The sequence below is a fragment of the Caulobacter sp. AVps18 genome, assembly GCF_058681425.1.
Map to the genome: position 1 here is coordinate 1,044,224 of NZ_CM178737.1, position 14,648 is coordinate 1,058,871.

Below are 14,648 nucleotides of genomic sequence, written 5' to 3' on the forward strand. Positions count from 1 at the left end.
AGACTGCGGGCCGAGAGCAGCCTAGTCGGCCTTGCTGATGATCAACGTGCCGTTGGTGCCGCCAAAGCCGAAGCTGTTGGACATCACCGTGGTCATCGGCTTGTCCGAGCGCTGCAGCAGGATCGGCAGGTCGGCGAACTCGGGGTCGAGAGTCTCGATATTGGCGCTCTGGGCGGCAAAATCGTTGTTGAGCATCAGGATCGAATAGATCGCCTCCTGCGCGCCGGCGGCGCCCAGGCTGTGGCCGGTCAACGACTTGGTCGAGGAGATCAGCGGGGCCTTGTCGCCGAACACCTCGCGCACCGCGCCCATCTCCTTGCTGTCGCCGACCGGTGTCGAGGTGCCGTGCGGGTTCAGATAGTCGATGGTCCGGTCGCCGGCCTGGGCCATGGCCAGACGCATGCAGCGGGCCGCGCCCTCGCCCGACGGAGCGACCATGTCGAAACCGTCGGAATTGGCGGCATAGCCGACCACTTCGCCATAGATCTTCGCGCCGCGCGCCTTGGCGTGCTCGTACTCTTCCAGCACCACGATACCGGCGCCGCCGGCGATCACGAAGCCGTCGCGATCCTTGTCATAGGCGCGGCTGGCCACCGTGGGGCGGTCGTTGAAGTTGCTGCTCATCGCGCCCATGGCGTCGAACAGGTTGGACAGGGTCCAGTCCAGTTCTTCGCAGCCGCCGGCGAAGACGATGTCCTGCTTGCCCATCTGGATCTGTTCGGCACCCGCGCCGATACAGTGGGCGCTGGTCGCGCAGGCCGAGCTGATCGAATAGTTGATCCCGCGGATCTTGAACCAGGTCGACAGCACAGCCGAGGGGCCCGAGCTCATGGCCTTGGGCACGGCGAACGGACCGATCCGCTTGGGGCCCTTTTCGCGGGTCGTGGCGGCAGCCTCGACGATCACACGGGTCGATGGGCCGCCCGAACCGACGATCAGGCCGGTGCGCTCATTGGAGATATCGCCCTCTTCCAGCCCGGAATCGGCGATGGCCTGCTCCATGGCGATATGGGCATAGGCCGTGCCGGGCGCGAGAAAGCGCGCCGCACGGCGGTCGACCAGCGACTCCCACGACTCCAGCTTGACGGTGGCGTGCACCTGGCAGCGGAATCCCAGTTCGGCATATTCCGGCGCGGAAACCACGCCCGACTTGGCTTCACGCAGTGAGGCAAGCACCTCATTGGCGTTGTTGCCGATGGACGAGACGATCCCAAGTCCGGTGACGACGACGCGACGCATGAACAATCCTCTTTCTTCCCCACGATCCAGAAGGGGGCGGCTCTGAGCGGCCACCCTACGGCTGGATCACGACGCCATTTGTTCTGCGGTGAACAGGCCGACCTTCAGGTCCTTGGTCTCGTAGATGACCTTGCCGTCAGCTTCCAGAACCCCGTCGGCGATACCCATGACCAGCTTGCGCATGATCACCCGCTTCAGATCGATCTTGTAGGTCACCTTCTTGATGTCCTGGGTGACCTGGCCGGTGAACTTCACTTCGCCGACGCCCAGGGCGCGGCCGCGGCCGGGACCACCCGACCAGCCCAGGAAGAAGCCGACCAGCTGCCACATGGCGTCCAGGCCCAGGCAACCGGGCATGACCGGGTCGCCGATGAAGTGGCAGCCGAAGAACCAGAGGTCGGGATGGATGTCGAACTCGGCCTCGACATAACCCTTGCCGTACTTGCCGCCTTCGGCCTCGATCCGGACGATGCGGTCGAACATCAGCATCGGCGGGGCCGGCAGCTGGGCGTTGCCGGGACCAAACATTTCGCCCCGACCGCAGGCCAGGAGTTCGTCGAAGGTGTAGGAGCTTTGTTGCATGCGCACGCCCTAGCACGACGCAGGGGCGGGCCTCAATGTTACTTTCAGTAACGCTTGTGAACACCCAAGGCTCGCCGGGGCGACGGGCCCGGCGTCACGACTTGCACTGGACGGCCGACGACGCGCCCCAGATCTCGGTTTCCCGCGCCCAGCCCCGCGATCCTTCGGCCTTCAGCCGGCACCAGCCCTTGTCGCACTTGTCGAGATTGGCAGTGGAACGGCTGCGCAGCCAGGCCGTGACCCGCGCACCGTCCTTTGGGCTGGCCAGAAGGGCGAGGGGGGTGGGCTGCACCCGCATGACGGTGCGCCGCCCGTCGGTCACCCGTTTGTGAACCCAGGCCAGACCCCCTTCGGGATCGCAGATCCGCCGCCATTCGCGGGTTTCGGCCACCACCTGCACCGGCATGCCCTTGGCGCGATACACCCAAAGCAGCCGGTGGGCCTCATCGGGGCCGTTGCGGGCGTTGATCTTGGCATATTTCAGCGAGACGTAGCGCGGCACCTCCAGGCCTGACGGTGTGACACGCGGCGCATCGGCAGCTGTCGCCTGCGTGGCGAAGGTGCCGACCATCACGGCGATCACCAGCCCGAGCGCCGATTCCATTGAACGATGTTTGCAATTCGACGGCATCTTGCTTGGCCCCACCGGGCCCCTTTGCTACAGCTTTTCAAACGCCCGTCAGAGAGAGCTTTTCAAACCGCCCATGGCAGCCCGCAAGCTCAAAGTCATCGTCACCCGCAAACTCCCCGATCCGGTGGAGACGCGCATGTGCGAACTGTTCGACACCGAACTCAACGTCACCGACAAACCGTTGACGGCGGATGAACTTGTCGACGCCATGGGTCGGGCCGATGTGCTCGTGCCGACGATCACCGACCGGATCGACTCGCGTCTTCTGTCGCGATCCGGCGACCGGCTCAAGCTCATCGCCAATTTCGGGGCCGGCGTCGACAATATCGACGTGGCCACCGCCAATGCCCGGGGCATCATCGTCACCAATACGCCGGGCGTGCTCACCGAAGACACCGCCGACCTGACCATGACCCTGATCATGGCCACCTCGCGTCGCGTCGTCGAGGGCGCAGAGGTGGTCAAGTCGGGCGGCTTCCATGGCTGGTCGCCGACCTGGATGCTGGGTCGCCGCCTTTGGGGCAAGCGCCTGGGCATCATCGGCATGGGCCGCATCGGCCAGGCCGTGGCCCGCCGCGCCAAGGCCTTCGGCATGCAGGTGCACTATCACAACCGCAAGCCCGTCAGCCCGCGCATCGCCGAAGAACTGGGCTGCACCTACTGGGAAAGCCTGGACCAGATGCTGGCCCGGATGGACTTCGTCTCGGTCAACTGCCCGCACACGCCGGCCACCTATCACCTGCTGTCGGCCCGCCGCCTCAAGCTGCTGCGACCCCAGGCGATCATCGTCAACACCGCGCGGGGCGAGGTGATCGACGAAGGGGCTTTGGCCAACATGCTGGCCCGCGGCGACCTGGCCGGCGCCGGCCTGGACGTCTACGAGCACGAGCCGGCGATCAATCCCAAGCTCTTGAAGCTGCCCAATGTCGTGCTGCTGCCCCACATGGGCTCGGCCACGGTCGAGGGTCGCATCGACATGGGCGAGAAGGTCATCGTCAACGTGAAGACCTTCATGGACGGCCACAGGCCCCCGGACCGGGTCATCCCGTCGATGCTCTAAACCGAGCCCTCGTTTATGCGTTTGTCACTGCAGTTCGGCGGGGGGGCAGACAGGGACATGTGATGGAAATGTGGGCTTAGGACGACGACCGGCTCATTGAGCAAGCCCATCGCCCAGGCCTTCAGCGCATAGCCGGCAGTGGCGTCGGCGCCGCAGGAGGATAGACGCTCGCGGTCAGCCAGGCCTTCAGGTCGGCGGCCGAGCGCTGGGGGATCTGCTCCATCGGCGCATGGCCGACCTGGGGATAGACGATCAGTTTGGCACCCGGAATGGCGTCGGCGAAGCGCTTGCCGTCGGTGGCGGGGATCAGCTTGTCCTGCTCGCCAAACATCACCAGGGTGGGCGTACGGATCTTCGCAAGGCGCGTCGCCGTGGCCTCGTCGCGACGCCCGGTCTGCAGGCCCAGAAGAATGTCGCGATGGCCCGGTGCCCGGGCCAGTTCGGTGTAGCGGTCGATCAGCGCCGGGGTGACCAGGGCGGGATCCAGGTAGCCGGCTTCCAGACCCTGTTTCACCAGCGGCCGGGTTTCGATGTTCTTGAGCACCGCCCGGCCGACCGGGTTCTTCAGGATCGTGAAGATCAGGGCCTCGTTCTTACCCGCAGACGGCCAGCCGGCGGCATCGACCAGCACCAAGCCGTCCAGGCGGTCGGGATGCTTGAGGGCGTAACGCCAGGCGACGCCGCCGCCCATGGAATTGCCGCCCAGGGTGAAGCGCGCAACGCCCAGGCGACGGGTGACCGTGTCGACCACCGCCTCAAAGCCGCCGGGACCCACCTGATAGCCGGCCGGGGCGCTGGTCAGGCCATGGCCAGGGAGGTCCAGAGTGATGATCCGGTAGTCGGACGAGAGGGCTTTCACCCAGGGCTCCCAGGCGTGGAGCGAAGCCGAAAAGCCATGGACCAGCACCAGGGCCGGCGCATCCCGCCGCCCCTCGTCACGATAATGCACGCGCACCCCGTCGGGCAGGTCCATGTATTGCGAGGCCGGGCTGGCATAGCGAACGGCCAGATCCTCGTAGGGGATGTCGGGCCGCTGCATCAGGATCCAGGCGATGCCCAGGATCGCTGCGACCACGGCGACGCCGGTCAGCGGATGGCTCTTCCTGCGCTTCATGCGCTCTCCCCGAACTTTTCTTGTTTCACGACAGCAAATGACGCGACGAGCGCGCGGTCAAGCTGGGCTTTCAGTCCCGTCCGCAGGCCGGGCAGGCCGGATCGGCGCCGATCCGCACGGTGCGGGTCTCGGCCGACAGGGCATCATAGATCAGCAGGCGGCCCGCAAGAGACTGGCCCGCCCCGGTGAGCACCTTCACAGCCTCCAGCGCCATCATCGAGCCGATCACCCCGGCCAGGGCCCCGACGACACCCACCAGGGCGCAGGTGTCGGCGTCGGGCGGAACCTCGGGCACCAGGCAGCGATAGCAGGGCTGGCCCTGGAACACCCCGACCTGACCCGTCCAGCGGCCCAGGGCGCCGCTGACCAGCGCCTTGCCATGAGCCACGCAGGCGTCGCTGACGGCAAAGCGGGTGGAAAAGTCGTCGGTGCCGTCCAGGATCAGGTCGTACCGGGAAACCAGGTCGCCGGCATTGGCGGCGCCCAGCCATACCGGATGGGTTTCGACGACGACGTGCGGGTTGATCGCCATCAGCCGCTCGGCCGCCACCTCGACCTTCGGCCGGCCCACATCGGCGGTCTGGTACAGAACCTGGCGCTGCAGGTTGGACAGCGAGACGGTGTCGGCGTCGGCCAGGCCCAGGGTTCCGACCCCGGCAGCCGCCAGGTAGAGCGCGGCCGGGGCGCCCAGTCCGCCCAGTCCGACCAGCAGAACGCGGGCCGCCTTCAGCCTCTGCTGACCGGACCCGCCCACCTCGCGCAGCACCAGATGGCGGGCGTAGCGTTCGACCTCGCCGTCCGAAAAACTCATGGCGCTTGATCTCCGCAGTCAGCCTCGCCACATGCGAGACATGCAAAACAGCAATTCATTCCCAGACTGGCACGGCACAACCATTCTGGCGGTGCGCAAAAACGGACAGACCGTGATCGCCGGCGACGGACAGGTCTCCATGGGGCCAACCGTCGTCAAGGGCAATGCCCGCAAGGTGCGGCGCCTGGCCGGCGGCAAGGTGGTGGCCGGTTTCGCCGGAGCCACGGCCGACGCCTTCACGCTCATTGAGCGCTTGGAAGCGAAACTGGAACAGTATCCCGACCAGCTGGCCCGCGCCTGCGTCGATCTGGCCAAGGACTGGCGTACCGACCGCTATCTGCGCCGGCTGGAAGCCATGCTGCTCGTGGCCGACGCCACCGCCATCTACACCGTCACCGGCGTGGGCGACGTGCTGGAGCCGGGCGAAAGCGCCGGTGGCGGCTCGGTGGCGGCCATCGGCTCGGGCGGCAACTATGCGCTGGCCGCCGCCAAGGCCCTGATCGACCTGGACCTGACCGCCGAGGAGATTGCCCGCAAGGCCATGGCGATCGCCGCCGAGATCTGCGTCTACACCAACGGCAATCTGACGGTTGAAAGCCTGTAAATGACCGAGTTTTCCCCCCGCGAGATCGTCTCCGAACTCGACCGCTACATCGTCGGCCATACCGAGGCCAAGAAGGCCGTCGCCGTGGCCTTGCGCAACCGCTGGCGCCGCCGCCGCGTGCCCGCCGACCTGCGCGACGAGGTGACGCCCAAGAACATCCTGCTGATCGGCCCCACCGGCGTCGGCAAGACCGAGATCGCCCGCCGCCTGGCCAAGCTGGCCCAGGCCCCGTTCCTGAAGGTGGAAGCCACCAAGTTCACCGAGGTCGGCTATGTCGGCCGCGACGTCGACCAGATCGTCCGCGACCTGGTGGAAAGCGCCTTGGGCATGGTGCGCGACAGGCGCCGGGCCGGGGTGCGGGCCCGCGCCGAGGCTGCCGCCGAGGAGCGCATCCTCGACGCCCTGACCGGCCCCGGCTCGACCGCCGCCCGCGAAAGCTTCCGCAAGAAGCTGCGGGCCGGCGAGCTGGACGACAAGGAAGTCGAGCTGCAACTGGCCGACACCGGTGGCGGCGGCATGTTCGAGATCCCCGGCCAGCCCGGTGCCTCGATGCTGAACCTGTCGGAGATGATGAAGTCGTTCGGCGGCGGGCGCACCAAGACCCACAAGACCACCGTGGCCGGTGCCCATGCGCCGCTGATCGCCGAGGAAAGCGACAAGCTGCTGGATCAGGAGGCCCTGACCCAGGAAGCCCTGGAACTGGCCGAGAACCACGGCATCGTCTTCCTCGACGAGATCGACAAGGTGGCCTCGTCGAGCCAGCGGGGCGGGGCCGATGTGTCGCGCGAAGGCGTGCAGCGCGACCTGCTGCCGCTGATCGAGGGTACGACGGTCTCGACCAAGCACGGCCCGGTGAAAACCGACCACATCCTGTTCATCGCCTCGGGCGCGTTCCACGTGGCCAAGCCGTCGGACCTGCTGCCCGAACTGCAGGGCCGCCTGCCGATCCGGGTAGAGCTGAAGGGTCTGACCCGCGACGACCTGCGGCGCATCCTGACCGAGCCGGAGGCCAATCTGATCCGCCAGCATCAGGCCCTGCTGCTCACCGAGGGCGTCACGGTGATCTTCACCGACGATGCCATCGACGCCCTGGCCGACGCGGCCGTGGCGGTGAACAATTCGGTCGAGAACATCGGCGCGCGGCGGCTGCAGACCATCCTGGAAAAGGTGGTCGAGGAGATCAGCTTCTCGGCGGCCGATCGCTCGGGCGAGACCGTGACCATCGACGCGGCCTATGTCGCCGACCGGATCGGCGCCCTGGCGGCCAATGCCGATCTGAGCCGCTTTATTCTCTGAAGTCATCCGCGCGTGAGTGCGAACTCGCGCGCTCAGAACGCCCCCTCCGTCACGCTGCATATCTGCAGCGCGCACCTCCCCCGTACGCTTCGCTACAGGGTAGGAGAGTTCGGCTGCTTCTTCTCCTGCCCCGTGAAACGGGGGAGGTGGCGCGGCGCGGATACGCGACGTGACGGAGGGGGCCCCGAGCGTTGACCGGGCCATCTGGGCCCCGCCCTTGACGCCCTCCCCGGCGCGTCGCAGAAGCCGCAGGTGACCCAAACCGCGCCCCCGCCGTCCGCCCAGCCCGCATCCTCGCCCGAGGTGCCGCCGAAAAAGGCGCCCGGCATGATCCGCTCGTCGGCGATCTATTCGGGCCTGACCCTGGTCAGCCGGCTGATGGGCTTCGTGCGTGATCTGGTGATCTCGTACTTCCTGGGGGCCAGCGCCAATTTCGCGGCCGACGCCTTCAATACCGCCCAGATGTTCCCCAACCTGTTCCGGCGAATCTTCGCCGAAGGGGCCTTCGCGGCGGCCTTCGTGCCGGCCTATTCCAAGACCCTGGACCGCGACGGGGCCGAGGTGGCCGACAAGCTGGCGGCCGACGCCATGGCCACCATCGCTGCCTTCACGGTCGGCCTGACCCTGATCGCCCAGGCGGCCATGCCGTGGCTGATGATGGTGATCAGCCCGGGCTTCGGCTTTGGCACCGACAAGTACAAGCTGGCCGTGATCCTGACCCAGATCACCATGCCCTATCTGCCCTGTATGGCCATTGTGGCCCTGCTGTCGGGGGTGCTGAACGCCCGGGGCAAGTTCATCGTCTCGGCCGCCGCGCCAATTCTGCTCAACCTGGTGACCCTGATCGCGGTGATCCCGACCCGCAATGCCCACGATGCGGCAGTGGCGGCCTCATGGGGCATTCTGGCCGCCGGGATCGCGCAGGTGCTGCTGCTGGTCTGGGCGGTGCGCAAGGCCGGGGCGACGATCCGCTGGCGGCTTCCGCGCCTGACGCCCGAGATCAAGGGCCTGATCGCCCTGGCCATACCCGGCGCCATCGCCGCCAGCGCCAGCCAGATCAACATCACCATCTCGGGCGTGCTGGCCAGCCATGTAAACGGCGCGCGCACCTGGCTGGCCTATGCCGACCGCCTGTACCAGCTGCCGCTGGGCCTGGTGGGCGTGGCCATCGGGGTGGCTCTGCTGCCGCGCCTGTCGCGGGCCGTGGTGGCCGAGGATCGCCGCGAGGCCCAGACCGCCATGGACCAGGCCATCGTCTTTGCCCTGGCCCTGACCCTGCCGGCCGCCGTGGCGCTGTTCAGCATTCCGTTCTTCCTGATCGACGGCCTGTTCACCCGCGGCGAGTTCACGGTGTTCGATGCCCGTCAGACCGCAAACGCCCTGCTGCACTATGGCTGGGGCACTCCGGCCTTCGTGCTGGCCCGCATCCTGTCGCCGGCCTTCTTCGCCCGGGGCGACACCAAGAGCCCGATGCGCTTCGCCCTGGTTTCGGTGGCCGTGAACATCGGGCTGGGTCTGGCCCTGTTTCCGTTCATGGGCGTACCGGGTCTGGCGGCCGCGACCAGCGCCGCCTCATGGATCAATGTGCTGCAGATGGTGCTGACCCTGGGCAAGCGTGGCGACTACACCCCCAGCACAGCCGCCTGGGGCAAGATCATCCGGGTTCTGGCGGCCAGCGTGGCCCTGGGCATGATCCTGGCGGCGATGTCGCACTGGCGCGCCGCTCTCGAGGCGCCGATCCTGGCCATGGGCCTGGGCTCAGCCAAGGAACTGGCCATCCTGGCGACCTGCGCTGTAGCAGCGGGGCTCTATCCGCTGCTGCTGCTGCTGTCCGGCGGGGTGACGATCGCCGAGGCCAAGACCGTGCTGCGACGCGGGGCGGGCCGCTGAGCCGGCTTGCCCTGGGCTGCGTGGAGCGCTAACCAGCGCTCATGGCCTTGATCGGACCCTTCGCGCCGCGATGGCGCGGCTCCTGCTGACCCTGATCGCCGCGTCTCCGGATGCGGTTTGCGCTACCGCGCTCGCCATTCCAAGTTTCGAGATCCAAGGCTGAAGCCATGACCGACCAAGCTCCCGTCGTCGCCTATGCGGGTCCCGCCCGTGTGCTCTCCGGCGTGCAACCCTCCGGCGCCCTGCATCTGGGCAACTATCTGGGCGCGCTGGTGAAGTTCGCCCGCCTGCAGCACGAGATCGACACCTTCATCTTCGTGGCCGACCTGCATGCCATCACGGTGTGGCAGGAGCCGGCGGCCCTGGCCCAGCAGACCCGCGAGATCGCTGCCGCCTATCTGGCCGCCGGCCTCGACCCGGCCAAGGCGACCATCTTCCCGCAGTCGGCCGTGCCCGAGCATGCCGAACTGGCCTGGATCTTCCAGTGCGTGGCCCGCCTGGGCTGGCTGGACCGGATGACCCAGTTCAAGGAAAAGAGCGGCAAGAACAAGGAGCGCAGTTCGGTCGGGCTCTACACCTATCCGGTGCTGCAGGCCGCCGACATCCTGATCTACAAGGCCACCCACGTGCCGGTCGGCGAGGACCAGAAGCAGCATCTGGAACTGACCCGCGACATCGCCGCCAAGTTCAACCACGACTTTGCCGCGCCGAACTTCTTCCCGCAGCCCGACCCGCTGATCCAGGGCCCCGGCGCGCGGATCATGAGCCTGCGCGACGGCTCGGCCAAGATGAGCAAGTCCGATCCGTCGGACTACAGCCGCATCAACCTGACCGACGACGCCGACGCCATCGCCACCAAGGTGAAAAAGGCCCGCACCGATCCCGAGCCCCTGCCCGAGACCCTGGAAGAGCTGGCCACCCGCCCCGAGGCCGACAACCTGGTCGGCATCTTCGCGGCGCTGGACGGTCGGACCAAGGCGGAAGTCCTGGCCGACTATGCCGGCAAGGGCTTTGGAACCTTCAAGCCGGTCCTGGCCGAGCTGGCGGTGGAAAAGCTGGCCCCGGTCGGCGAGCGCATGCGCTCACTGCTGGCCGACCCGGCCGAGATCGACCGGATTCTCACCAAGGGCGCGGAGCGGGCCCGCGAAGTGGCGGCCCCGACCGTGGCCGAGGTCAAGAAGCTGGTCGGTTTTTGGGGGGCTTAGGAGGCATCCCTCTCCCATAGGGAGAGGGCGGGGCCCATGCGAAGCATGGGAGGGTGAGGGGTTAAGGCGTCTGACGGCGTGCCGGCACTCCGGCTGCCGCTGTAACCCCTCATCCTCCCACGCCTTTCGGCGCGGGCCCCTCCTTCTCCCTATGGGAGAAGGTAATCAGACCCGCTCCGGGATCCTTACCGTCAGGGTCTCGTAGCCCTTCACGAAGCTGGAGAACACGCGGCGCGGTTCGTCCAGCACTTCGATCTTCGGGAAGCGCTTGAGGATCTCTTCCCAGACGATCTTCAGCTGCATTTCCGCCAAGCGGTTGCCCACGCAGCGGTGAATGCCGAAGCCGAACGACAGGTGGCGGCGGGGGTTTTCGCGGTCGATGATGAAGCTGTCGGCGTCTTCGATCACCGTATCGTCGCGGTTGCCCGAGACGTACCACATGATGACCTTGTCACCCTTCTTGATGGTCTTGCCGGCCAGTTCCACGTCTTCGAGCGCCGTGCGGCGCATATGGGCCAGGGGCGTCTGCCAGCGGATGATCTCGGACACCATCGAGGGGATCAGGGCCGGATTGGCGCGCAGCTTGGCTTCCTGCTCCGGGTTCTTGGACAGGGCGTAGAGGCCGCCGGTCAGCGAATTGCGGGTGGTGTCATTGCCGCCGACGATCAGCAGGATGACATTGCCCAGATATTCCATGGGCGGCATGTCGCGCGTGGCCTCGCCATGGGCCAGCATCGAGATCAGGTCGCTGCCCGGCTCGGTGCTGTTGACCCGCTCGTTCCACAGGCCGGTGAAATAGGTCAGGCATTCCAGCAGTTCGGCCCGGCGGGCGTCCTCGCTCTCGACGATACCGCTCTCGGGCGAGGCGGTTGCGACGTCGGACCAGCGGGTCAGCTTGCGGCGCTCTTCCCAGGGGAAGTCGAACAGGGTGGCCAGCATCTGGGTGGTCAGTTCGATCGATACCCGGTCAACCCAGTCGAAGGGCTCCCCGATGGGCAGGCCGTCCAGGATCAGCCCGGCCCGCTCGCGGATCACGCCCTCCAGCTTGGCCAGATTCATCGGCGAGACGATCGGGCTGACCGTCTTGCGCTGGATGTCGTGCTTGGGCGGGTCCATGGCGATGAACATCGGCAGGACGAAGTCCTCGTCGAAGTCGCGAATGGTGATGCCGCCCAGGTGAGCGTCTGACGAGAACACCTGGTGGTTGGTGTCGACGGCCATGATGTCGTTGAAGCGCGTGACTGACCAGTAAGGGCCGGTCTCTTCATTGCCCCTGGACAGATGGACCGGGTCTTCCTTCCGCAGGCGCTCGAAATAGGGCCACATCTCGTCGGCCTGGAACAGCGCCGGATCGGCGACGTGATAGTCTTCGAGCGGTGTCGACCAGGCCCTGGCGCGCGCGTCGGCGCGCAGGTCGGCTCTGCTCAGGTCAGTTGCCCCGTCACTCATGGAGACCCTCCCACGGATCGTTGTTTTCCGCATCACGCCAGAAAATGACGCCTGTGTCACCTTTCTTTCTCAGCGACCTCGCATCTTGCGCCGAAGGGCGCCCGGGTCCATTTGTCGGGCATGTTCATCCAGACCGAAACCACGCCCAATCCCGAGGTGCTGAAGTTCCTGCCCGGCCGTGAAGTGCTCGGCGAAGGCGCACGGGAATTCAAGACGGCAGACGAGGCCGAGTCCTCGCCCCTGGCCCAGGCCCTGTTCAGGCTGGGCGACGTGACCCGGGTGTTCTTTGGCCCCGATTTCCTGACCGTAACCAAGGACCCGGACGCCGAGTGGCCACACCTGAAGGCGCCGATCCTGGCGGCGATCATGGACCACTTCACCAGCGGCCGCGCCCTGCTGCTGGACCAGGTCGAAAGCGGCCATGACGACGACGGCGTCTATGACGCGGAAGCGACCCAGATCGTCGCCGAGATCAAGGAACTGCTCGATACCCGCATCCGCCCGGCCGTAGCCCAGGACGGCGGCGACATCGTGTTTTCGAAGTTCGAGCCCGCGACGGGCGTCGTCTGGCTGCACATGCGCGGCGCCTGCTCGGGCTGTCCATCCTCGTCGGCGACCCTGAAGTCCGGCGTCGAGAACATGCTCAAGCACTATGTGCCTGAAGTGACGCGGGTCGAGCAGACGCTGTAGGGCGTCGCGCAAGGAAAAAGGGCCGCGCCAGGCGCGGCCCTTCCCGTGTCTCAGGCTGTGCTGATCACCAGCGCTTGCTGACGCTGAACAGCACCCTGCGTTCGGCCTTCAGACCCGAAATCCCCTTGGTCTGGGCCTGCCGCTCCTCCAGCAGGTTCTGACCGGCCAGGGCCAGGGTCACGCCGGACTTCATGTCGTAGCCCACACGTCCGGCGACCGTGGTGTAGCCCTTCACCGGTTCCAGGGTCTGGGTCGCGGTGTAGGAATTGAACTTCGACACCGAGCGGACATAGGTGTCTGCGGTCCAGCGGCCATCGGTCCAGCCCAGGCTCAGATTGCTTCTCCATTTCGGCGAGGTGTCCCCGAAGGCGATCAATCGACGAACGGCGCTGTAGCCGGGGATCGTGGTGTCGGTGATGTCGACATAGGTCGTGTCGGCGCTCCAGCGGAAGCCTTTGCCGAACTTGCCGGCTCCCGACACCTCGACACCCTTCATCTCCGACTTGCCGATGTTGAAATAGGTCAAGGCAGCATAGGTCGTGGCCGTGGCCGGGATATCAATCTGCAGCCTCGAGACGCCGCTCTTCACGTCTTCGGTGCGCTGGGCCATGAGCTTGACGGCCATGCTAGCGCCCAGCTGGGGAATGGCACGCTCATAGGCGATCTCGTAGCTGGTGATCATCGCAGGCTTCAGATCGGGATTGGCCAGGGTGGCGATGCCGACCGGCGGAGCTGTGGCCGGGATGACCTGGCGAGACCCCAGTTCGACAAGGGTCGGAGCCTGCACGCCGCGCGCCGCGATCAGGCGGACGGTGTCGAGATCCGTGGCGCTGATCACCGCGCCCAGATTGACGCTGACCTTCCTGATCGAGCGGTCCCAGTCGCTGTTCTGGTTTCGGGTGACGCCAGCCGGGAACGAACCTGTCCGGCTAAGCTCCAGACTGTCCAGACGAGCGGCGGCCGTCAGCGCGACCTTTTCCGAGGTCTGCCAGTTCCACATCGCAGACGGCGCCAGCACGCGATAGCGCACCATGGCGCCCTTGACCGGGGTCGTGTTGACCTCGTTGTCGCGATATTCGAGCGCGACGCGCAAGGTATGGTCCGAGCCGATCTTGATCAGGTCCTGCACCTTGGCGACCATGATCTTGTTTTGATAGTGCAGGGGCAGGGCGGTGGAATCGAGCTGGTTGACATAGATCTGGGCCTGGATGGCACCAAAGCGGGTGTCTGAATCCAGCGTCGCCTTGATCGAGTCAGTCTTCACCTTGTGGCCGACATAGGTGTAGCCCGACAGCATTTCGGACTGACCCGAGTTTGACCATGAGGCCTCGACCCGAAGGTCTGTGGTCGGCGACAGCGCCGCCACCGCGTCGATCGCGGCATGCACCTTCCAGGGATCGGCCAACAGCGAAGAGGCCACCGTTGTGCCGGTATTGCTCCATTCGTCCTGCTGGTCTGCGCTAAGCGACAGTCGGGCTTTCACCGGTCCAAGGCTCATGGTGTTGACCAGGGTCGCGGAGGCATAGCCCAGGCCGCCGGCCTGGACGGTGACGCTGTTGGTCTTGTCGTACTTGGGGTTGAACGTGATGATGTTGATCACGCCCGAGACGGCGTTGAAGCCGAACAGGGCGCTGTTGGGGCCCCGCACCAGTTCGATCTGGCGGATTTCCTCAAGGGCCACCGGCAGGGTGTGCCAGTCGGTATAGCCGAAGTGGTCCAGATAGACCTGACGACCGTTGATCAGCACCAGCATCCGCGGCGAACGCGCCTGATTGTAGCCGCGCACGCTGAGTTCGGCCGCGCCTGCGGCGAAGGGCAGGATATCGACGCCGGCGCTTCGGGACAGGATGGTTGGAATATCCGTCGCGCCTGATCGACGGATGTCCTCAGCCGTGATGATGGTCATGTCGACCGGCGCCTGGGATGCGCGCTGCGGCGAGCCAGTGGCCGATGTGGTGACGGGCTCGTTGAACATCGCTTCCAGCGAGCCATAGTCGATCGATTGGGCGTGGGCGCTGCTTGTGGCGAACGCCAGTCCAGCAGCCGCCATCAGGATGGATTTTTTCATGGCTTTGTC

The 14,648-nt window shown here is 66.3% G+C and carries 12 protein-coding genes and 1 pseudogene; 6 read left to right on the top strand and 7 right to left on the bottom strand.

From position 1 onward, the window contains the following. Positions 1-21: 21 nt before the first annotated feature. The 3 genes from fabB to ACW179_RS05010 all read right to left on the bottom strand — a co-directional run bounded on the left by fabB (position 22) and on the right by ACW179_RS05010 (position 2,392). On the bottom strand, positions 22-1,239 hold the full coding sequence (gene fabB, locus ACW179_RS05000) for a beta-ketoacyl-ACP synthase I (RefSeq protein ID WP_492063205.1): 1,218 nt from the start codon (positions 1,237-1,239) through the stop codon (positions 22-24). Positions 1,240-1,305: 66 nt separating this feature from the next. After that, positions 1,306-1,821, bottom strand: a complete 516-nt coding sequence (fabA, locus tag ACW179_RS05005; protein ID WP_492063206.1) for a 3-hydroxyacyl-[acyl-carrier-protein] dehydratase FabA — start codon at positions 1,819-1,821, stop codon at positions 1,306-1,308. Between the two features lie 94 nt (positions 1,822-1,915). Further along, positions 1,916-2,392, bottom strand: a complete 477-nt coding sequence (locus ACW179_RS05010) for an SH3 domain-containing protein (protein ID WP_492064253.1) — start codon at positions 2,390-2,392, stop codon at positions 1,916-1,918. A 133-nt stretch (positions 2,393-2,525) separates the two neighbouring features. Between ACW179_RS05010 and ACW179_RS05015 the strand changes: the two genes are divergently transcribed. Beyond that, complete coding sequence (locus ACW179_RS05015) at positions 2,526-3,512, top strand: 2-hydroxyacid dehydrogenase (protein ID WP_492063207.1); 987 nt, start codon at positions 2,526-2,528, stop codon at positions 3,510-3,512. A gap of 121 nt (positions 3,513-3,633) precedes the next feature. Here the strand turns inward: ACW179_RS05015 and ACW179_RS05020 are convergent, their stop codons facing one another. Further along, the gene (locus ACW179_RS05020) at positions 3,634-4,626 is read right to left on the bottom strand and encodes an alpha/beta fold hydrolase (RefSeq protein ID WP_492063208.1); all 993 of its coding nucleotides are present in this window, start codon (positions 4,624-4,626) and stop codon (positions 3,634-3,636) included. 70 nt (positions 4,627-4,696) lie between these two features. Further along, on the bottom strand, positions 4,697-5,437 hold the full coding sequence (locus tag ACW179_RS05025) for a HesA/MoeB/ThiF family protein (RefSeq protein WP_492063209.1): 741 nt from the start codon (positions 5,435-5,437) through the stop codon (positions 4,697-4,699). 5 nt (positions 5,438-5,442) lie between these two features. Here ACW179_RS05025 and hslV point away from each other — a divergent pair. The 4 genes and pseudogenes from hslV (at position 5,443) to trpS (ending at position 10,432) form a co-directional block, all read left to right on the top strand. Then, positions 5,443-6,041, top strand: a pseudogene (gene hslV, locus ACW179_RS05030) (ATP-dependent protease subunit HslV). Continuing rightward, the gene (gene hslU / locus ACW179_RS05035; RefSeq protein ID WP_492063210.1) at positions 6,042-7,337 is read left to right on the top strand and encodes an ATP-dependent protease ATPase subunit HslU; all 1,296 of its coding nucleotides are present in this window, start codon (positions 6,042-6,044) and stop codon (positions 7,335-7,337) included. Between the two features lie 252 nt (positions 7,338-7,589). Further along, complete coding sequence (gene murJ, locus ACW179_RS05040) at positions 7,590-9,227, top strand: murein biosynthesis integral membrane protein MurJ (RefSeq protein ID WP_492063211.1); 1,638 nt, start codon at positions 7,590-7,592, stop codon at positions 9,225-9,227. 167 nt (positions 9,228-9,394) lie between these two features. Further along, the gene (gene trpS, locus ACW179_RS05045) at positions 9,395-10,432 is read left to right on the top strand and encodes a tryptophan--tRNA ligase (RefSeq protein WP_492063212.1); all 1,038 of its coding nucleotides are present in this window, start codon (positions 9,395-9,397) and stop codon (positions 10,430-10,432) included. A 165-nt stretch (positions 10,433-10,597) separates the two neighbouring features. Here trpS and ACW179_RS05050 read toward each other — a convergent pair whose 3' ends face one another. Then, positions 10,598-11,881: a cytochrome P450 gene (locus ACW179_RS05050; protein WP_492063213.1), complete on the bottom strand. Its 1,284-nt coding sequence runs from the start codon at positions 11,879-11,881 to the stop codon at positions 10,598-10,600. Positions 11,882-12,001: 120 nt separating this feature from the next. Between ACW179_RS05050 and ACW179_RS05055 the strand changes: the two genes are divergently transcribed. Further along, a complete protein-coding gene (locus tag ACW179_RS05055) occupies positions 12,002-12,571 on the top strand; it encodes a NifU family protein (RefSeq protein WP_492063214.1) in 570 nt (189 codons plus the stop codon). A gap of 64 nt (positions 12,572-12,635) precedes the next feature. Here ACW179_RS05055 and ACW179_RS05060 read toward each other — a convergent pair whose 3' ends face one another. Next, positions 12,636-14,639, bottom strand: coding sequence for a TonB-dependent receptor plug domain-containing protein (locus ACW179_RS05060; protein WP_492063215.1), 2,004 nt, complete (start codon positions 14,637-14,639; stop codon positions 12,636-12,638). Positions 14,640-14,648 lie beyond the last annotated feature (9 nt).

Excerpts from the sequence above, each read along its gene's own strand:
- fabB (WP_492063205.1), bottom strand. The coding sequence starts at position 1,239 with ATGCGTCGCGTCGTCGTCACCGGACTTGGGATCGTCTCGTCCATCGGC.
- fabA (WP_492063206.1), bottom strand. The coding sequence starts at position 1,821 with ATGCAACAAAGCTCCTACACCTTCGACGAACTCCTGGCCTGCGGTCGG.
- ACW179_RS05010 (WP_492064253.1), bottom strand. The coding sequence starts at position 2,392 with ATGGTCGGCACCTTCGCCACGCAGGCGACAGCTGCCGATGCGCCGCGT.
- ACW179_RS05015 (WP_492063207.1), top strand. The coding sequence starts at position 2,526 with ATGGCAGCCCGCAAGCTCAAAGTCATCGTCACCCGCAAACTCCCCGAT.
- ACW179_RS05020 (WP_492063208.1), bottom strand. The coding sequence starts at position 4,626 with ATGAAGCGCAGGAAGAGCCATCCGCTGACCGGCGTCGCCGTGGTCGCA.
- ACW179_RS05025 (WP_492063209.1), bottom strand. The coding sequence starts at position 5,437 with ATGAGTTTTTCGGACGGCGAGGTCGAACGCTACGCCCGCCATCTGGTG.
- hslU (WP_492063210.1), top strand. The coding sequence starts at position 6,042 with ATGACCGAGTTTTCCCCCCGCGAGATCGTCTCCGAACTCGACCGCTAC.
- trpS (WP_492063212.1), top strand. The coding sequence starts at position 9,395 with ATGACCGACCAAGCTCCCGTCGTCGCCTATGCGGGTCCCGCCCGTGTG.
- ACW179_RS05050 (WP_492063213.1), bottom strand. The coding sequence starts at position 11,881 with ATGAGTGACGGGGCAACTGACCTGAGCAGAGCCGACCTGCGCGCCGAC.
- ACW179_RS05055 (WP_492063214.1), top strand. The coding sequence starts at position 12,002 with ATGTTCATCCAGACCGAAACCACGCCCAATCCCGAGGTGCTGAAGTTC.
- ACW179_RS05060 (WP_492063215.1), bottom strand. The coding sequence starts at position 14,639 with ATGAAAAAATCCATCCTGATGGCGGCTGCTGGACTGGCGTTCGCCACA.